Genomic DNA, 18,150 nt, shown 5'->3' with positions numbered 1-18,150 from the left:
CCGGCGCACGGCGCGGGGTTCCGCGCCGGCGCGGTGACGGCCATACTCCCGCCGTGCTCCACGGTCGGGAGGCCGAGCTGCGCGAGCTGCTCGCGGCGGCCGCCGCGGCGTTCGCGGCGGGTCGCAGCACGTCCGCGCTGATCGTCGGCGACGCCGGCATCGGCAAGACCCGGCTCGTGGCGGAGGTCGCCGACCGGCTGCGGGCCGACGGCGTACGCGTCGCGTGGGCGGCCTGCGTCGCCGACGGCGGCGCGCCGCCGTACTGGCCCGTCGCGCAGCTGCTCGACGCCCTCGGCCGCGCGGACGTCATGGAGGTCCCGGCCTCGGCGGAACCGGAGTTCGCCCGGTTCCTGCTGTTCGAGGCGGTCGCCGACGCCCTGCGCGATGCCGCGCCGCTGCTCGTCGTCGTCGACGACCTGCAGTGGGCCGACGCGCCCACGCTGCGGGTGCTCGCCGCCCTGCGCGCGCACCTGGCGGTCGCGCCGGTCGTGCTGCTCGCGACCGTCCGCGACACCGATCCCGGCGCGGCACGCACCCTCGACGCGCTGGCCGCCGACCGCCGCCTCGGCCTGCGCGGGCTCGCGGCGGCCGATCTGATGCCCGTGCTGGCGGAGCTCACCGGCGTCTCGCTGGACGCGGCGGCGGCGGTCGACCTGCACGCCCGCACCGGCGGCAACCCGTTCTTCGCCGCCGAGGTCGTCCGGATGCGCCGCGCCGGCCGCGACGCGGAGGTTCCCGGCGGCGTGCGGGCCGTCCTCGACCGGCGGCTCGACCGGCTCCCCGACGGCAGCGAGACCGTGCTGCGCGCGGCGGCGGCGCTCGACGTCGGCGTGACGTCCGGGGTGGACGCGGTGCTGCTGGCCCGCGTCTCGGATCTCCCGCCCGCGGCGGTCGCGGAGACCGTCGCCCCCGCCGTCGACGCCGGGCTGCTGCGGGTCGGCCACGACCGCTACCGGTTCCCGCACGCGCTCGTGGCCGACACCGTGTCCGCCCGGACGCCGCCGCAGCAGCGGCTCGACCTGCACCGGCGGGCGGTGTCGGCGCTGGCGGCACGGCAGGCGGCCGGGACCGCGTCGGCCGCGGCCGTCGCGCACCAGATGCTGGCCGCGGCGCGGTTGTCGGGTGATCCCGCCGAGGCCCGCGCCGCCGCCGCGGCGGCCGAGTCGGCGGCCGGGCTCGCCGTCGCCGCCACCGCGTACGAGGACGCCGCGGGCTGGCTCGCGGCCGCGCTCGCGGCGCTGCCCGACGACGAACCCGACGCACGCCGCCCGGCGCTGCTGTGCGCCCGCGGGGAGGCCCTGCTCGCCGCGGGGGACCCGCCCGCGGCCCGCGCCGCGTTCACCGCCGCCGCCGAGCTGGCCCGCGGCACCGGCCCCCCCGAGCTGCTCGCGACCGCCGCGCTGGGCCGCACCGGTGGCGCCGCCGGTTTCGAGGTCGACCTGTCCGACCCCGACCGGGTCGTGCTGCTCGAGGAGGCCCTCGCCGCGCTCCCGGCGGGCGACTCGGTGCTGCGCTGCACGCTGACGGCCAGGTTGTTGGTCGCGCTGGCCTTCACCCGCGGGGCGCGTCGTCGCCAGGCCGTCGCGGAGGAGGCCGTGGCGGCGGCGGGCCGGCTCGGGAACGCCCGGGCGTCGGCCGGGGCGCTCGCCGCCTGGTGCGACGCCGCCGCGGGGCCGCAGTACGTCGCCGCACGCCGGGAGGCGGCGACGGAGATCGTCGAGACCGCGCGCACGGCGGGCGACCGGGCCGTCGAGCTGCTCGGCAGGCGGCTACGGCTGGTCGCGCTGGCCGAGGCGGGCGACTGGGCGGGGGTCGACGTCGAGATCGACCGCTATGCGCGGGTCGCCGACGCGGTGCGCCGCCCGGACCTCGCGTGGCTGGTCCCGCTCTGGCGCGGGACCAGGGCGACGATGCGCGGCGACGCCGCGGCCGAGGCCGCGCACGCCGCGGAGCTGCGCCGGCTCGCCGAGCTCTCCGGCAGCACCAACGCCGAGCTGCTCGGGCTGACCCAGGGGTTCGTGCGCGAGGGGCTCGCGGGGCGCGCCTCCGTCGTCGTCGAGCGCTTCCTCGAGCTGGCCCCAGACCTCGGTGACTCGGCGCACTGCACGATCGCGCTGCTGCACGCGCTGTCCGGCGCTCCCGCCGCGGCGCGCCAGGCGCTGCACCGGTGGCTCGACGGCCGGGGCGCCGGGATGTCCGAGGACGAGCGCGACAGCGAGTGGCTGCCCGAGGCCGTGCAGGCCGCCCGGGCCGCGGTCCTGCTCGGGGACCGGGACGCCGCCCGCGCGCTGCACGAGCTGCTCTCCCCCTTCGCCGGCCTCTTCGCGATCGAGGGGCTCCTCGCCGGCACGTGGGGCTGCGTGGCCGGACACCTCGGCAGGATCGCCGCGCTGCTCGGCGACGACACGGCCGCCCGCCGCCACCTGGCCGTCGCCGCCGAGCTCGACACGGCGGCCGGTGCGGCGCTGGGGGAGCGGTCCCGCCGATGGGCCGGCCCCGCGCAGGCCGGGACGGCCCGGGGCGGGCCGGCGCGGGCCGTCCCGGCGTCGGACGGCAGGGCGTCGGACGGCAGGGCGTCGGACGGCACCGCGGCCGTCGAGTCGGGGGAGGCCGTGTTCCGGCGGGCCGGGGAGATCTGGACGGTCGGGTGGGCGGGCCGCGAGGTGCGGCTGCGCGACTCCAAGGGCATGCGCGACCTCGCGGTCCTGCTGGCGCGACCCGGCCGGGAGGTCGCGGTGCACGAGCTCACCGGCGCGCTCGGCGCCGCTGTCGCGACGAGACCCGTCGAGCTCGCCGACCGGACGGCCGTCGAGGCCTACCGTGCCCGGCTGCGGCAGCTGGCCGCCGAGATCGACGACGCTGCCGACAACAACGACGACGGGCGCCGCGCCCGGGCGGTCGCCGAACGCGAGGCACTGCTCGCCGAGCTCGGCGCGGTCACCCGACTCGGCGGCCGGCCACGCACGGCCGGCTCGGACGTCGAGCGGATGCGCAAGGCCGTCGGCAACCGGATCCGGCAGGCACTGGCCCGCATCGACGCCGCGCACCCGGACCTCGGCCGGCACCTGACGGTGTCGGTCCGCACGGGCACCTTCTGCCGCTACGCGCCCGACCGCGAGGTGCGCTGGCGGCTGTAGCACGCCGAGTGGCACCGCCACGTCCGATCTGGCGCCTCTCCGGTGACCGCACGGAGAGCGAGCCGAGGAGGACGACATGACGACGACCGCGCCGCACACCCCCGACCAGGTCGCCGAACAGCTGGCGGGACGGATCCTCGAGGCGGGGCTGGGCGCGTTCGAGCTGCTCACGATCGGCCTGGGGGACCGCCTCGGGCTCTACCGCGGCCTCGCCGCCGGGCCCGCCACCGCGCCCGAGCTGGCCGCACGCACCGGCGTCGACGCCCGGTACGTCCGAGAGTGGTGCGAGCAGCAGGCCACGGCCGCGATCCTGGACGTCGACGACCCCGCCGCCGCGCCCGACCAGCGCCGCTACACCCTGCCCATGGGCGCCGAGGCGGTGCTGCTCGACCCGGACAGCCCGGCGAACGTCCTGCCGCTGGCCGGGTTCCTGGAGTCCGCCGGCCGCGTCATGCCGGCGGTGGAGCGCGCGTACCGGACCGGTGGGGGTGTGCCGTACGCCGACTACGGCGTCCACCACGCGCAGGGCGGGTTCAACCGGGCCGCCTACACCGGCCGCCTCGTGTCCGAGTGGCTGCCCGCCGTCCCCGATCTCGAGGCCGCGCTGCGCGCGGGCGGGTCCGTCGCCGAGCTGGGCTGCGGCGTCGGCTGGGCGGCCATCGCACTGGCCCGGGGGTTCCCGGCCGCGACGGTCGACGCCTTCGACGTGGACCCCGCCTCCGTCGAGGCCGCACGACGCAACGCGGCCGAGGCGGGCGTCGCCGACCGGGTCCGCTTCGTGGTCGCCGACGTCACCGATCCCGCACTGACCGGGGACCACGCCGGGGTGCTGGCCTTCGAGATGATCCACGACCTCGCCGACCCGGTGGCCGCCCTGCGCACCGCGCGCCGGCTCACCCACGGGCCCGTCGTCGTCATGGACGAGAACGCCGCCGACGAGTTCGCCGTGCCGGGCGGCCCGCTGGACCGGCTGTTCTACGCGGCCAGCGTGCTGCACTGCCTGCCGGTCGGCCGGTGCACCGAGCCGTCGGCCGCGACGGGCACCGTCATGCGCCCGGCGACGTTGCGCCGCTACGCCGCCGAGGCCGGCTTCACCGGTGTCGTCGACCTCCCGATCGCGGACCCCATGTTCCGCTTCTACCGGCTGGAGGGCTGATCACCGTGACCGCGACCGGCATCACCACCACCGCCACCAGCACCGACGCCTCGTCGCCCCTCGGGACCGGGACCGACGACGCGACACCGTCGACCGACACCCTGACGCTCGCCGCGCTGCGGGCCATGGGCGACCGGGCGGTCGCATGGGCCCGGGCGGCGGGCGGGACGGCGCTGCGCGAGCCCGGCCTCGTCCTCGCCGACGCGTCCTCGCCCTGTCTGTTCCTCAACGTCGCCGTGGCGACGGAACCGCCCGACGCCGGCGCGGCCGCGCGGATCGCGGCGTTCTTTCCGCCAGGGCGGTCGTTCCTCCTGGTCAGCCCCCTGCCGACGGCCGATCTCCGCCCCGCGGGCCTGGTGCTGATGGGCCATCCGCCGTTCATGGTCCGGCCCGCGGGCCGCCCCGGCGCCCCGGCGGTCGTGAGTGGCGATGGTCGCTCCGGCGACCGTCGCCACTCACGGGGGCCGGACGTCACCGTCGAGGAGGTGACCGACCCGGGCCTGCTGCAGGTGTGGGACCGGGTGCTCGCCGACGGGTACCCGACGCCCGCCTCACCTGCGCCCGCCGGCCTGCTCGGCGGGACGAGCAGGTTCTGGCTGGCCCGGGTCGACGGCGAGCCGGCCGGCTGCGCGCTGTCCCACGTCGGCCACGGCGTCGTCGACGTCGAGGCGGTCGCGACGCTGCCGCGGTTCCGGCGACGCGGCGTCGGCGCGGCGGTCACGTGGGCGGCGACGACCGCCGCGCCGGCGGACCCGGCGATCCTCATCGCCAGCGACGCCGGCGCCGGGGTCTACCGGGAGCTCGGCTACCTGCCCGTCACGCGTTGGACGTTGTGGTTCCGGCCGTGACCGGCCCGCCCTCCGGCCCCCAGGTGCCGGGGGCGTAGGGCTGCGGCGTCGTGCCGGGATCCAGGATCGGCGCGACGATGCGCCAGGCCTCCTCGAGCGTGTCGAACCGTGCGAAGTGGGCGGGGTCGCCCACCAGCGCGTCGCCGAAGATCCGCTCGTAGGGCTCGTGCGCGAGGCCGAGGACCTGCCGCAGGTCGACCGACACCGGCACCTCGACGGCCACGTCGCCCTGGCCGGGCTGCTTGGCGAGCACGAAGAACGTCACGCCGGAGTCGGGCTGCAGCCGGATCCGGATCCGGTTGGCGGGCGGGGTCCCGGTGTCGACGCCGGTGAACAGCGGCCGTGGCGGGGCCTGCAGGACGACGTCGATCTCCAGCAGCGTCTCCGGCAGCGCCTTGCCCGCCCGGATGTGCACGGGCACGCCGGTCCAGCGCCAGTCGTCGATGTGCAGGACGACCGACACGAACGTCTCCGTCGTCGAGCCCGGCGCGACACCGGGCACATCGAGGTAGCCCGTGTACTGGCCGCGGACGGTCTCGGCCGGGTCGATCGCCCGCACCGAGGCGAGCAGCGCGTGCTTGGCGTCGCGCTGGTCGTCGGCCGCGTCGCTGCGCGGCGCCTCCATCGTCAGGTACGCCAGCACCTGCAGCAGGTGGTTCTGCACGACGTCGCGCACCGTGCCGACGGCGTCGTAGAACGAGCCCCGGTCGGCGACGTCGAAGCTCTCCGCCATCGTGATCTCGATGCGGTCCACCCAGGTGCGGCTCCACAGCGGCTCGAGGACCGTGTTCGCGAACCGCAGCACCAGCAGGTCCTCGACGGACTCCTTGCCGAGGTAGTGGTCCACGCGGAAGACCTGGTCCTCGGTGTAGTGCCGGGCCAGCGCGGCGTTGAGCGCGCGGGCCGAGGCGAGATCGTGCCCGAACGGCTTCTCGACGACGAGCCGCGCCCGCCGGTGCAGGCCGACCGTCGCGAGCGCGTCGGCGACCGTCCCGAACAGGCTCGGGGGCACCGCGAGGTAGTGCACGACGAACGGGTCGTCGGGCTCGGCCCGCGCGCGGACCTCGTCGGCGAGCCGGGAGAACGTCGACCCGTCGGCGTAGTCACCGGCGACGAGCGTCAGCAGGCCCAGGAACCGTTGCAGCACATCGTCGTCGACCTTCTCGATCGCCTCCCGCACGGCGTCGGCGGCGTGGCTGCGCAGGACCTCGGTGTCCCAGTCGGTCAACGCGACGCCGACGACCGGCACGGTCAGCTCGCCGCGCTCGGTCAGCCGGTAGAGCGCGGGCAGGATCTTCTTGTGCGCCAGGTCGCCGCTGATCCCGAACAGGACGAGGACGTCACCGGGGACGGGCGCGCTCATGCCTTCTTCTCGATGTGCCCGCCGAAGCCCTTCCGCTGCGCCGACTGGATCTTGTCCGCGAAGACCTCGCTGCCGCGGGAGCCGAACCGGGCGTAGAGCGCCGTGGTCAGCAGGGGTGCGGAGACACCCTCCTCGATGGCGGCGATCGAGGTCCAGCGACCCTCGCCGGAGTCGGACACGCGGCCGGAGAACTGCTCGAGCTCCGGGTCGGCGTGCAGCGCCTCCGCCGTCAGGTCCAGCAGCCACGAGCTGACGACCGAGCCTCGCCGCCACACCTCGGCGACCTCGCCGAGGTCGATCTGGTCGAACGGGTAGTACTTCGGTGCGGCCAGCGGCGCGGTCTCCGCGTCGATCTCCTGGGGGTGCTTGCCGATCCCCGCGTTCTTGATGATGTTGAGGCCCTCGGCGTAGGCGGCCATCAGCGCGTACTCGATGCCGTTGTGCACCATCTTGACGAAGTGCCCGGCGCCCGACGGCCCGCAGTGCAGGTAGCCGTGCTCGGACGGCGACGGCTCGCCGGTGCGGCCGGGGGTGCGCGCGACGTCGCCGACCCCCGGGGCCAGCGACGCGAAGATCGGGTCGAGCCGGTCGACGGCCCGGTCGGGCCCGCCGATCATCAGGCAGTAGCCGCGGTCGAGGCCCCAGACCCCGCCGCTGGTGCCGCAGTCGACGTAGTCGACGCCGCGGGTCGCGGTGAGCTCGGCCCGGTCGATGTCGTCGCGGTAGGAGGAGTTGCCGCCGTCGACGATCGCGTCCCCTGGCTCGACGAGCTCCAGCACCTGGTCGACGATCTGGCCGGTGATCGCGGCGGGCAGCATGAGCCACACCGTGCGCGGTGCCTCGAGCTTGGCGACGAGCTCGGCCAGCGACCCCGCGCCGATGGCGCCCTCGGACTCCAGTTGCTTCACCGCGTCCGGTGAGACGTCGTGGACGACGCACTCGTGCCCGTCGCGCAGCAGCCGCCGCACCATGTTGGCGCCCATGCGGCCCAGCCCGACCATCCCGATCTTCATGCTCGACTCCCCGTGCGTCCTGTGTGGTCTTCCGCGGATGCGTGTCCGAACCATCTTGGCGCCCGGCGGGGGATCTCGCCCAGGGGTTCGCCGACGAACGACGGACGAAGCGCGCACGGCCAGGCCCCGCACGCCCCGCTCACGAGGATCGGTCGGGCGGCGTGGTCCGGCAGGCCTGGCCAGGGACCGGTCGCGACGGTCAGAATCGGACATGTGAGCGGGCACGCCGAGCTCCGGCATCTGCGCGCCTTCGTCGCCGTCGCGGAGGAGCTGCACTTCTCGCGCGCCGCGAAGCGGCTCAACGTCGTCCAGCAGGCGCTGTCGACCCAGATCCGCCAGCTCGAGGACGAGCTCGGCGTGCAGCTGCTGCGGCGCACCACGCGCAACGTCGAGCTCACCGAGGCCGGCCGCGAGCTGCTCGACCACGCCCGCGGCATCCTCGACGCGGTCTCGACGGCGTTCGAGCGGACCCGGCGGACCGCGGCCGGCGAGGCCGGGCTGCTCGCGATCTCCTTCACCCCGACCCTCGCCGACGAGACGCTGCCGCTGCTGGTGGCCGAGCTGCACCGCCGGCATCCGGACGTGACGTTGCAGATGTGCGAGATGTGGCAGGCCGAGGGGGTCGCGGCGGTCAAGGCCGGCCGGTTCGACGTCGGACTCGCCCGCTGCCCGACGCTCTCGGGCGACCTGGAGTGCGCGACGCTGCGCCACGAGAAGATCGGCGTCATCCTCGCCGCCGACCACGCGCTGGCCGACGAGTCGCCGGTGCCGTTGGCGGCGCTCGCGTCGATGACGCTGACGATCTGGCCGCGGACGCTGTCACCGGGCTTCTTCGACGAGGTCGTCGGCTTCTACCGGTTCAACGGGTTCGACGGCCCGATCCTGGAGTTCGAGTACCTGTCCTCAGGGGTGTTCCACACCGACCCGGCCGCGCGCACCGAGGTGGCCTGCGGCCGGGCCTTCTCGGTGGCGTTCGAGACCCAGTTCCACCCGGTGCCCGACGGGTTCGTGTGGCGGCCGGTCGAGCCGGCCCCCGCCGTGCCCGTGCACCTGTTCTGGCGCAGTGTCGCCGGCCCCGCGGTGCAGAACTTCCGGGCCCTCGCGCTCGACGTCGCCGAGCGCGAGGGCTGGGCCGCGTCGCGGCTCGTGGGTGGCGTCACCGGACACGACCGGTGACGCCACCCACGAGCCCTCAGGCGACGCAGTGCAGGGGCTGCCCGTCGTTGAACGCGACCATCTCGTCGACGATCCGGTCGTAGTCCAGCGGCCCGCCGAGCGGCTCGCCGCGCAGCTCGGAGTAGGCGCGGTGGAGGTTGCCCACCAGCCGTTCGGAGTCGGTGAGCCGCGCGAACGTGCCCAGGTCGACGCTGCGGGCGAGGTCCAGCGGCTCCGTGCCCGCGTCGAACCCCCGCTGCGCGACGTCCTGCAGCCACAGCAGGTAGTCGCGCTGGTGGCCGACCACCTCCGGCCCGCCGACGGCCCCGTGCCCGGGCACGACCGTGTGCGCGCCGAGCCCGTCGAGCTCGTCGAGCGCGCGCAGCAGCCCCGAGATCGACCCCATGACGACGAACGGGGTCCCGCCGTTGAACACCAGGTCGCCCGCGAACAGCAGCGAGTGCTCCGGCACCCACATGTAGACGTCGTTCGTCGTGTGCGCCGGCCCGACGAACCTCACCGTCGCGGGGACGTCGTCGCACCAGAGCGTGAGCTCGTCGCGGAAGGTCACCGCGGGCGGGACGATCCGGATGTCGCCCCAGTCCACGTCGGGGAACCACTTCTTCGTCTCGAACCCCGTCGCGATGGTCGCCGAGCGGCACAGCTCGTGGCCGATGATCGTCGCCTCGGGGAACAGGTAGTTCCCGTACGTGTGGTCGCCGTGGTGATGGGTGTTGAGGACAGTGCGGATCGGGTGCGGCGACAGCTCGGTCACCGCGGCCCGCAGCGCGCGGGCCCGCCCTTCGGTGAACGTGGTGTCGACGAGGATCACCCCGTCGCGGCCCGCGAAGATGCCGACGTTGTTGAGCCCCCAGCTGCCGTCGAGCTGGACGAACACGTGGAAGCCCTTGCCGAGGTCCTGCACGCTCGGGTCCGGCATCCCCGCCGCGCGGGAGCGCGGAGTACTCATCGCGCCCCCTCACCGGAGCCCGGTCGGCACTGCGCGCGGGCGCCGTGCCGTTGGTCCGCTCGGGGTCGCCCGGTCATGCGCCGCCCCCGGCGACCGTCGCCGGCGCCCCCGTGATCCCGAACTCCGGCATGATCTGCTCGCCGAACAGCTCGAGCATCCGCAGGCCCTCGTCGCGGGGGATCATCCCCCAGTGGAAGAGCCACACGAAGTAGTCGATCGGCAGGTCCGTGAGGAACTCCTCGATGCGCCGCTTGACCTGGTCGACGGTCCCGCCGATGAGCAGCCCGCTGTTGATCAGCCGGTCGGCGAGGTGCTCGCCCGGCTTCGGCACGGGGCCCTCCTCGTCGTCGAGGCGGCTGCCCTCCATGAACCCGAACTGCTCGTACCAGCCGCGCCACACCGGCTCCTCGTAGAGCTCGACGCTGCGCCGGATCTTCGCGTCGACCTCGTCCTGCGGCGTCCCGTTGGGGAAGACGTAGAACGTGCGGCACACGCCGATGCCCTCGCCGAAGCGGGGATGGCGGCCGCGTGAGGCGGCGCCCTCCTGGTAGATCTCCATCAGCGCGCGCAGCTTGGTCATCGAGCCCATGAGGATCGTCGGGGTGACGTCCTCCTCGCCGCACCAGCGCAGCGTCCCGGGGCTCGCGCCGAACGCCTGGAACAGCTGCGGGTGCGGGCTCGTGTACGGCTTCGGGACGATGCCGACGCCCTTGACCGTGCCGTTCTCGTCGACCTCGCCGGGGACGCCGTACTTGCCGGTGATCGTCGCGGCCGGCGGCCAGTTGGGGATGCCCTCGACCGGGTAGGGGATCTTGTAGGTCGGGCCGTCGTAGGTGAGCAGGTCCTCGGTCCAGGCCTTCTTCATGATCGCGAAGTTCTCGCTGAACAGCAGCCGGTTGCGCTGGTCGGCCTCGCTCTGGTCCGACGCGGTGCTGGTGACGTTGAAGCGCTGCCCGAGGATGTTCTGCCAGCGCGCCTGGTAGCCGCGCGCCATGCCGACGAACAGCCTGCCCTGCAGCATGTGGTCGGCGATCGCGATCTCCTCGGCGAGGCGGATCGGGTCGTGCGCGGGCAGCACGAGGCCGAGCTGGCCGTGCCGCAGCCGCTTCGTGTAGTGCCCGAGGTGCACGTTGAGCATGAGCGGGGCGGGGGAGATCTCCATGCCCTCGGTGTGCATGTGGTGCTCGACGTGGGTGATGCCCCAGTAGCCCAGGTCGTCGGCGGCCTGGCAGACCTCGATCAGCCCGGCCAGCATCTTCTGGTATGCGTCGTTGTTGCGGCCGATCGGCCGCTGGGCGGCCATCGCCGCCTCGTCGCCGAGCGACGGGTACACCTGCAGGATCACCTCGGTCACGGGACCTCCTCCTGTTCCTCGGTCGGCCTTCTCAGATCGACGGTGCGGGCGCCGGGCGCGTCCGGCTGCCCGACGGTGTTGCGCAGCACCCCGATGCCGTCGACCTCCAGCTCGACGACGTCCCCGGGGCGGATCCAACGGTCGAGCTCCAGGCCGCAGCCGCGCCCGGCGGTGCCACCGCCGAGCACGTCGCCGGGGTGCAGCGGCTGGTACTCCGACAGCGTCGCGATGACCTCGGGGAACGAGAAGCGCATCGCGCCGATCGAGCCCTCCGACCACGTCTCGCCGTTGACCCGCGCGCGCATCCGGGCGCCGGTGGCGTCGAACGCGTCGGCGGTGGTGAGGCAGGGTCCCAGCGTCGTCGCGAAGTCCTTGCCGAACGCCGGGCCGATGCCGACGGACATCTCGCGGAACTGGATGTCGCGCGCGCTCCAGTCGTTGAAGATCGTGTAGCCGGCGATGGCCGCCGCGGCCTCCTCCACGCTCGCCCGGAAGAGCGGGGCGCCGATGACCGCGGCCACCTCGAGCTCGTAGTCGAGCTTGTCGGTGTAGTAGGGCCACGGCGCCTCGACGTCGGGGCCGATCACGGTGTCGGGGTTGCACTTCCAGTGCACCGGGATGCGGAACCACTCCTCCGGGACGTCGCCGAAGCTGTTGCGCACGTGTTCCTCGACGAGCATGAAGTCGCGCATGGTGCGCGGCCGGGGGAGCGGCGCGAGCAGCGTGACCTCGGCGAGCGGGTGCGTGGTCGTGGCGGCCTGCGCGGCGGCGCGCGCCTCGTCGATGCCGGTGGGGCCGCGCTCGAGCAGTTCCTGCATGGAGGCGAACCCGGGCAGGTCGACGACCCGGTCCTCCGTCAGCACCCCGACGCGCGGGGCGGCCGCTGCCCGGCGATAGGTGACCAGTCGCAAACGGGACCTCCTCGTCCTCGGCGGACCCCGACGCTATGGCCCCGCGGGGTGTGAGGGGAAACACCGAGTTGTCGTCGATTCACAACGATCCGTGGTGAATCCTGCGCCGACCCCGGGGACCCCGGAATGATCACCCGTAAGTGAAAACCGATACCGTTACCGTGTTCAGTCGAAGGACCGGGAGGACACAGGTGCGGATCGCGTTCGTGGGCAAGGGCGGTAGCGGGAAGACGACGGCCGCGGCGATGTTCAGCCGGCTGCTGGCCCATCGGGGGCATCCCGTGCTCGCCGTCGACGCCGACATCAACCAGAACCTGGGCGAGGCCCTCGGCGCGCGGGGACCACAGCCGTGCCCGCTCGGCGCCGACCTGACCTGGCTCAAGGACCATCTGCGCGGCGACAACCCGCTGGTCGCGTCCGCCGACGCGATGATCAAGACGACGCCGCCCGGACCCGGCTCCCGGATGGTCGGCCTCGACGCCCACGACGAGGTGCTCGCCCGCTGTGCGGCGACGACGCCCGACGGCGTGCGCTACCTCGTCACCGGCGAGTTCGACGAGGCGGACATCGGCGTGTCCTGCTACCACTCCAAGACCGGTGCGGTGGAGCTGTGGCTCAACCACCTGCTCGACGGCCCGGGGGAGTACGTCGTCGTCGACATGACCGCGGGCGCCGACGCGTTCGCCTCCGGCCTGTTCACCCGCTTCGACCTGACCGTGCTCGTCAGCGAGCCGACGCGGCGCGGCGTCGGGGTCTACCACCAGTACGCCGCGCACGCCGCCGGTCGCGGTGTCGCCCTCGCGGTGCTGGGCAACAAGGTCGACGACGATGCCGACGTCGCCTACCTGCGCGAGCACGCGGGCGACGCGCTGCTGGGCTGGCTGACCCGCTCGCCCTGGGTGCGCGCCGCCGAGCGCGGGGAGCCGCACCCGGTGGCCGCACTCGAACCCGCCAACGCCGCGGTGCTCGCCGATGTCCTCGCCGCCCTCGACGCCCGCTCCCGGGACTGGGCGGCCTACCACCGCGACACCGTCGAGTTCCACCTGCGCAACGCCAGGGCCTGGGGCGACCGCGCCACAGGTGTCGACCTGGCCGCCCAGGTCGCGCCCGGTTTCGTGCCGGGTGCCCCGGTCCCCGCCTGACGTCCGACACGCAACGCCGATACGCAACGCCGACAACAACGAGGAGATCCCCATGTCGCTCGACGTCCCCACCGCCGTCCTCGAGAGCGCCGAACGCGGCGAGCTCGACGACGCCGCGTTCCTCGCGGTGGTCCGCGGCTCCCTGCCCTATGCCTGGGAGGTCGTGTCCGCGGCCGTCGCCGACGGGCAGGCGCGTCCCGAGGCCCCGTTCGGCGAGCACGAGGTGCCCCCGCCGTCGGAGGCCGAGCGCGGCCAGCTGCTGCGGGCCCTGGCCAGCAACGCCATCCGCGGCGCCATGGAACGGCACTTCGGCGTCACCCTGGCGTTCCAGAACTGCCATCGCGTCGCCGCGTTCGCCCCGGCCGCCGTCGACTCGACGGTGTACCGGGAGTTCGTCTCGCCGCGCGGCCAGGTGCTCAACCAGAGCCCGGAGCTGCGCGACTGCTGACGCACGCCGACGAGGGCCCCGACCGCGGTCGGGGCCCTCGTCGTCTCAGGGTGCGTCGTCTCAGGGGTGCGTCACTCGGCGAGCAGGCGGTAGATCGCCTTCCGCGCCTCGGTGATCGCCTCGGTCGCCGTGTGCATCTGCTCGGGCGTGCCGGTGGCCATCACCTGCTGTGCCGCCGCATGCAGCTGACCCAGCTGGGTCCAGAGCTCGGCGGTGTCGTCGTCGGGGTCGCGCACCGCGGACTCCCAGACCTTGTCGAGCTCCTCGCGGTGCTCGGCGACGTAGGTCGTGCCGGCGTCGGTGAGCTGGACGACGCGGCGGCCGTCGGTCTGCTCGACGCGGACCAGGCCCTCGTCCTCGAGCTGCGAGAGCGTCGGGTAGACCGAGCCGGGGCTGGGCTTCCAGGCCCCGTCGGTGCGCGCCGCGATCTCCTGGATGATCTCGTAGCCGTGCCGCGGCTGCTCCGCGACCAGCGCGAGGACGGCGGCGCGGACGTCGCCGCGGTTGGTCCGCCGGCCGCGGCGGCCGAATCCGCGCGGGCCGGGACCGAAGCCGGGGCCGCCCGGACCGAAACCGCCGGGGCCGAACGGGGCGCCGGGCGGGCCGAAGCGCGGGCCGCTGTGCCGGCGACCACGCCGGCCCGGGCCGCCGCGCCGGCCTCCGTCGTCCTCGTCCGGATGCTCGTGCGGGCCGCCGCGACCGGCTCCGTGCTCGGCGGCCATCGCCGCGCGGAACGCGGCGCGATGGCCGCCGCGGAATCCGCCGCCGAAGCCGGCACCGAAACGGGGGTCCCACGGGGGGTTCATGGCGTTCATCTGATGTCTCCTGACAGTCGTGAGGGTGGATGCGGTCCGTTAGTCGATCGAATCGCGTGCCATCACGATATATCGCGACGGCTCGCGATGCAAACATAAGCTTCACGGAGTGTGCGCTGAGCCACAGGAGACGAGGTTCGGGAACACCGAGGGGTGTCCGGTTCGTATCCCGATGTTGCGCTCCGTCCGGAGCGCCGCGAGGAGGCGATGACGGTGGCGAGGTCGAAGGCGCGGACGGCGGCGGGCACCGGAACGACGGCAGGGGCGGCCGCCCGGTTCGGGCCCCGGCGCATCGCGGCGTTCCGCGCGCTGTGGACGCTCGTGCGCCAGGCCCGGCGGCCCGGCGGGGCAGGCGTGGGGGAGATGCTGACCGCGGTCCCGCGGATGGCGGGTGCCGCGGTGACCGGCCGCTATCCCGGGTTGCCGGCGAGCAGGCTGCTGCTGTTCGTGCTCGCGGCGGGGTACCTGCTGTCGCCGGTCGACATCGTCCCGGAGCTGCTGCTCAGCGTGTTCGGACTCGTCGACGACGCCGTGGTCGCGCTGTGGCTGGGCGGCGCCGTACTGGCCGAGGCCGATCGCTTCCTGCGCTGGGAGCGGGAGTCCGGCCCGGACGCGCCCACCGTGCGCACGCGCACCGGCGTCGTCGACGGCGAGCTGGTCGACGTCCACCCCGGCTGAGCCCGGCCCCGGGTCGGGTGTGAGTGCCGCCCCGAAGCCCGGCCCCCGACCGATCCGGGGTCGGCCGCCGCTCGCGCACCCCGGGCGCAACCTCACGGTCGTGCGGCAGCTGATCGGGAGCGCTGGGGTTGCGCGCCGCCCGTTGAGCGCAACCTGACGGTCGTTCCGCGGCCGCGCGAGAGCAGTGAGGTTGCGCCGGGTCCGATCGCGCTCAACCTCACGGTCGTGTCCGGGCTGATCGGCAGCGCGGGGCGTGCGATCTCCCGAGCGCTACCCGACCGGCCCGTCGGATCGGGATCGGCGCAGGTGCGTCCGGCGTCCGGGGCGGCCGAGGAGCAGGAGGCGTCGTCGCAGGACGGCCCGGACCAAGGCGGCGGTCTCCTCGGATGTCTGCAGGATGTCGGCCGACACGAGGCGAACGGTCTGCCAGCCGAGCGCGCCGGTCCGGATGTCACGACGCCGGTCGAGGCGGTCGTCGTGCCCCGCGCCGTCGTACTCGATCGCCAGCCGGGCGTCCGGGTAGGCGAGATCGAACCGCGCGACGACCCGGCCGTCGACGACCAGCTCGTACTGGGGCACGGGCGGGGGCAGCCCGGCGTCGACGAGAAGGAGACGCATCCGGGTCTCCATCGGCGACTCCGCCCGTGCGTCGGCTCGGCTCGACGCGGCCCGCACCAACGCGGAGCCTCGGGTTCGCCGGAGGCGGGAAGCCATGTCCGCCAATGCCTCCAGTGGGAAGCCGCCGACCCGGGCGAGGGCATCGTGGGCGACGACGGCGTCGGTCCGGCGCTCCCGGCGGGCGATGTCCCACGCGGTCCGCAGCGGCGTCGTGACCCGGCAGCCGTCGACGAGCGTGATCTCCTCGGGGAGCAGGCGCCAGCGGCCCACCTGGACGCCGGGGGTCGGCTTGACATAGCGCGGTACGACGATCTGTGCGTCGGCGTCGCGGGGCGCGCAGCCGGCGCCGAGCAGTTCGGCCGCCGACCATCCGCCGACGACCCCGCCGATGTCCTCGACGCGGCGGTAGGCGGCGATCGACCGCGTCGTGAGATCCGCGTCGTGAGATCGAGGTCGGTGGGGGCGACGGCGTAGACGTCGGGTGCCAGCCGGACGAAGCCGCGCCCGCGCAGCCGTCCCGGGCTCACTCGCCCCGCCACCACGGCGGCGCTTCCTCGGAAGGGTTGGTTCTGCACCTCGCGATGGTCGCGATCGCGAGGTCGGCTGTCGGCGGATCGCCCGAGTCGTGCGCACGTGCGAAACCCCGCACCGACGACCTCGCTGCACACCCGGCGTCGTGTCGCGGCGCCCGCAGAGCAGTGGGGTTGCGCGCGGGGTGTCGGCCGCAACCTGACAGTCGGGAATCGTTCGTGCAGGAGCAGTGAGGTTGCGCTCGGTGGTGGGGGCCCGCCCGCGGGGGCATCGGCCGGCGTGGCCCGGCCCGCGCCACTGGGCGATCGGCCGGCGCGGCCCGGCCCGCGCGCCACCCCGGGCGCAACCTCACGGTCGGTCCGCAGCCGATCGGGCGCGCTGAGGTTGCGCTCGGGGGTGGGGCGGGCGGCTGGGCCACCTGCCCCGGCGGCCCCCGGCGGCCACCCCGACGGCCATCCCGGGGCGTCGGGCTGGGTCAGGGGGTGAGCTTGTCCCGGATCTCGGTCTTCACGATCTTGCCGACCTTGGAACGCGGCAGGTCCGGCCACACGAGGACCTGCTTGGGTGCCTTCACGCTGCCGACCCGGCCCTTCGCGAACGCGATGAGCTCGGCCTCCTGGGCGGCGGCGTCCGGGTGCAGCTCGACGACGGCCACGACGCGTTCGCCCCACTTGTCGTCGGGCAGGCCGACCACCGCGCAGTCGCGCACGGCCGGATGGGCCATGACGGCCTGCTCGACCTCGGCGCTGTAGACGTTGAACCCGCCGGTGATGATCATGTCCTTGGCCCGGTCGACGATGTAGAGCCAGTTGTCCTCGTCGAGGTAGCCGATGTCGCCGGTGTGGTGCCAACCGAACCGCGAGGCCTCCGCAGTGGCCTCCGGGTCGCGGTGGTAGCCGGCCATCACCAGCGAGCTGCGCACGACGATCTCGCCCCGATCACCCGCGGCCAGCAGCCGGCCGGCGTCGTCCATGATCGCGACGGTGACCAGCGGCGTCGGTCGCCCCGCCGAGGAGAACCGCTCGCGGGCGAGGCTCCCGTCCGGACGCAGATGGTCGGCGGGCGCCATCGTCGAGACCATCATGGGTGCCTCGGACTGGCCGAACAGCTGCCCGAGCACGGGCCCGAGCCGTCCGATCGCCTCCTCCAGCCGGGCGGCCGACATCGGCGCGGCGCCGTACCAGAGGCACTGCAGCGACGACGTGTCCGCGGTGTCGAGCGCGGGATGGTCGAGCAGCATGTAGATCAGCGTCGGCGGCAGGAACGTGTGCGTGACGTGCTCGCGCTCGACCAGGCCGATGAACTCGCCGAGATCCGGGCGCGGCATGACGACGATCCGGCCCCCCAGCGCCATCACGGGGAAGCACAGCACCCCGGCGGCGTGGGTGAGCGGCGCGAGCGCCAGGTAGACCGGGCGCCCGTCGAACGGGTAGCTCATCAGCGTGATCGCCGACATCGTCTCCAGCGAGCGGCCGGTGAGCACGACGCCCTTGGGTCGGCCGGTGGTCCCGCCGGTGCCGACGAGCATGACGACGTCGTCGGGTGGCGGTGTCTCGACCGGGCCCTCGACGGTGCCGGCCCGATCGAGCCAGTCCTGCAGCGCCGGGGCGCCGGGCACCTCGTCGTCGAGACAGACGAGCACGTCGAGCGCGGGCAGCGAGCCGGCGACGCTCTCCACCAGCGGCGCGAACGCCTTGGTGAACAGCAGCGCCCGGCACTCGAACAGGTCGAGCAGCTCGCGGTTCTCGGCTCCCTCGTTGCGCGGGTTGATCGGGCACCAGACCGCGCCGGCGCGGGCGATGCCGAAGACGCAGGCGAACGCCGTCGGGTCGTTGCCGGACAGGATGCCGACCTTGTCGCCCGGCCGGACGCCCGAGCGCCGCAGCGCCCGGGCGACGGAGTGGCTCAGGTCCTGCACGTCGCCGTAGGTCAGGACGCGGTCGCCCATGGTCAGGCAGGGCGCGTTCCGGCCGAGCGACGCCCCCTTGTCGAGGTAGGCGGTCAGCGACAT

General features: G+C 74.5%; 15 protein-coding genes. 7 read left to right on the top strand and 8 right to left on the bottom strand.

Annotated features, from left to right (window positions below):
• Positions 1–53 precede the first annotated feature (53 nt).
• The 3 genes from PSED_RS19675 to PSED_RS19665 all read left to right on the top strand — a co-directional run bounded on the left by PSED_RS19675 (position 54) and on the right by PSED_RS19665 (position 5,141).
• Entirely contained in the window at positions 54–3,137 is a 3,084-nt protein-coding gene (locus PSED_RS19675; RefSeq protein WP_013675998.1) for an ATP-binding protein, read from the top strand.
• 76 nt (positions 3,138–3,213) lie between these two features.
• A complete protein-coding gene (locus PSED_RS19670) occupies positions 3,214–4,293 on the top strand; it encodes a class I SAM-dependent methyltransferase (RefSeq protein WP_013675997.1) in 1,080 nt (359 codons plus the stop codon).
• 5 nt (positions 4,294–4,298) lie between these two features.
• Entirely contained in the window at positions 4,299–5,141 is an 843-nt protein-coding gene (locus tag PSED_RS19665; RefSeq protein ID WP_013675996.1) for a GNAT family N-acetyltransferase, read from the top strand.
• Here PSED_RS19665 and zwf read toward each other — a convergent pair.
• Both zwf and gnd read right to left on the bottom strand, forming a co-directional pair.
• Positions 5,110–6,504 (bottom strand): glucose-6-phosphate dehydrogenase, encoded by a 1,395-nt coding sequence (gene zwf, locus PSED_RS19660; RefSeq protein WP_013675995.1) that lies wholly within the window; start codon positions 6,502–6,504, stop codon positions 5,110–5,112. The two genes, PSED_RS19665 and zwf, sit on opposite strands and share 32 nt — an antisense overlap.
• Complete coding sequence (gene gnd / locus PSED_RS19655) at positions 6,501–7,517, bottom strand: phosphogluconate dehydrogenase (NAD(+)-dependent, decarboxylating) (RefSeq protein WP_013675994.1); 1,017 nt, start codon at positions 7,515–7,517, stop codon at positions 6,501–6,503. Before gnd ends, zwf begins: the two co-directional genes overlap by 4 nt.
• Positions 7,518–7,730: 213 nt before the next feature.
• On the opposite strand from gnd, the gene PSED_RS19650 reads away from it, so the two are divergent.
• Positions 7,731–8,693: a LysR family transcriptional regulator gene (locus PSED_RS19650; protein ID WP_013675993.1), complete on the top strand. Its 963-nt coding sequence runs from the start codon at positions 7,731–7,733 to the stop codon at positions 8,691–8,693.
• A gap of 16 nt (positions 8,694–8,709) precedes the next feature.
• Here the strand turns inward: PSED_RS19650 and PSED_RS19645 are convergent, their stop codons facing one another.
• From PSED_RS19645 to PSED_RS19635, 3 genes are all read right to left on the bottom strand, one after another.
• Complete coding sequence (locus PSED_RS19645; protein ID WP_013675992.1) at positions 8,710–9,642, bottom strand: MBL fold metallo-hydrolase; 933 nt, start codon at positions 9,640–9,642, stop codon at positions 8,710–8,712.
• A 73-nt stretch (positions 9,643–9,715) separates the two neighbouring features.
• Positions 9,716–10,996, bottom strand: coding sequence for an LLM class flavin-dependent oxidoreductase (locus PSED_RS19640; protein WP_013675991.1), 1,281 nt, complete (start codon positions 10,994–10,996; stop codon positions 9,716–9,718).
• Positions 10,993–11,907 carry a fumarylacetoacetate hydrolase family protein gene (locus tag PSED_RS19635; protein ID WP_013675990.1) on the bottom strand — a complete coding sequence of 305 codons (915 nt, stop codon included), beginning with the start codon at positions 11,905–11,907 and terminating at the stop codon, positions 10,993–10,995. The genes PSED_RS19640 and PSED_RS19635 overlap by 4 nt, the downstream gene beginning before the upstream one ends.
• Positions 11,908–12,098: 191 nt before the next feature.
• Here PSED_RS19635 and PSED_RS19630 point away from each other — a divergent pair, with 191 nt between their 5' ends.
• Together PSED_RS19630 and PSED_RS19625 are read left to right on the top strand one after the other, a co-directional pair.
• Positions 12,099–13,049, top strand: a complete 951-nt coding sequence (locus PSED_RS19630) for an ATP-binding protein (protein ID WP_013675989.1) — start codon at positions 12,099–12,101, stop codon at positions 13,047–13,049.
• Positions 13,050–13,101: 52 nt separating this feature from the next.
• Entirely contained in the window at positions 13,102–13,497 is a 396-nt protein-coding gene (locus tag PSED_RS19625; RefSeq protein ID WP_013675988.1) for an SCO5389 family protein, read from the top strand.
• A gap of 71 nt (positions 13,498–13,568) precedes the next feature.
• Here the strand turns inward: PSED_RS19625 and PSED_RS19620 are convergent, their stop codons facing one another.
• Entirely contained in the window at positions 13,569–14,312 is a 744-nt protein-coding gene (locus PSED_RS19620; RefSeq protein ID WP_013675987.1) for a PadR family transcriptional regulator, read from the bottom strand.
• A 207-nt stretch (positions 14,313–14,519) separates the two neighbouring features.
• Here PSED_RS19620 and PSED_RS19615 point away from each other — a divergent pair, with 207 nt between their 5' ends.
• On the top strand, positions 14,520–14,990 hold the full coding sequence (locus tag PSED_RS19615; RefSeq protein ID WP_083845229.1) for a YkvA family protein: 471 nt from the start codon (positions 14,520–14,522) through the stop codon (positions 14,988–14,990).
• 270 nt (positions 14,991–15,260) lie between these two features.
• Here the strand turns inward: PSED_RS19615 and PSED_RS19610 are convergent, their stop codons facing one another.
• Both PSED_RS19610 and PSED_RS19605 read right to left on the bottom strand, forming a co-directional pair.
• Positions 15,261–15,878 (bottom strand): hypothetical protein, encoded by a 618-nt coding sequence (locus PSED_RS19610; RefSeq protein WP_049803452.1) that lies wholly within the window; start codon positions 15,876–15,878, stop codon positions 15,261–15,263.
• Positions 15,879–16,614: 736 nt separating this feature from the next.
• The gene (locus tag PSED_RS19605; RefSeq protein WP_013675985.1) at positions 16,615–18,150 is read right to left on the bottom strand and encodes an AMP-binding protein; all 1,536 of its coding nucleotides are present in this window, start codon (positions 18,148–18,150) and stop codon (positions 16,615–16,617) included.

Origin of the sequence: Pseudonocardia benzenivorans CB1190 (genome assembly GCF_000196675.2) — a bacterium.
Lineage (GTDB): Bacteria > Actinomycetota > Actinomycetes > Mycobacteriales > Pseudonocardiaceae > Pseudonocardia > Pseudonocardia benzenivorans.
This window is presented reverse-complemented; position numbering and strand designations above follow the sequence as displayed.

What these genes read in the sequence shown, in the direction of transcription:
- PSED_RS19670 (WP_013675997.1), top strand. Translation starts at nt 3,214, where the DNA reads ATGACGACGACCGCGCCGCACACCCCCGACCAGGTCGCCGAACAGCTG.
- zwf (WP_013675995.1), bottom strand. Translation starts at nt 6,504, where the DNA reads ATGAGCGCGCCCGTCCCCGGTGACGTCCTCGTCCTGTTCGGGATCAGC.
- gnd (WP_013675994.1), bottom strand. Translation starts at nt 7,517, where the DNA reads ATGAAGATCGGGATGGTCGGGCTGGGCCGCATGGGCGCCAACATGGTG.
- PSED_RS19645 (WP_013675992.1), bottom strand. Translation starts at nt 9,642, where the DNA reads ATGAGTACTCCGCGCTCCCGCGCGGCGGGGATGCCGGACCCGAGCGTG.
- PSED_RS19625 (WP_013675988.1), top strand. Translation starts at nt 13,102, where the DNA reads ATGTCGCTCGACGTCCCCACCGCCGTCCTCGAGAGCGCCGAACGCGGC.
- PSED_RS19620 (WP_013675987.1), bottom strand. Translation starts at nt 14,312, where the DNA reads ATGAACGCCATGAACCCCCCGTGGGACCCCCGTTTCGGTGCCGGCTTC.
- PSED_RS19615 (WP_083845229.1), top strand. Translation starts at nt 14,520, where the DNA reads ATGACGGTGGCGAGGTCGAAGGCGCGGACGGCGGCGGGCACCGGAACG.
- PSED_RS19605 (WP_013675985.1), bottom strand. Translation starts at nt 18,150, where the DNA reads ATGTCGCTGACCGCCTACCTCGACAAGGGGGCGTCGCTCGGCCGGAAC.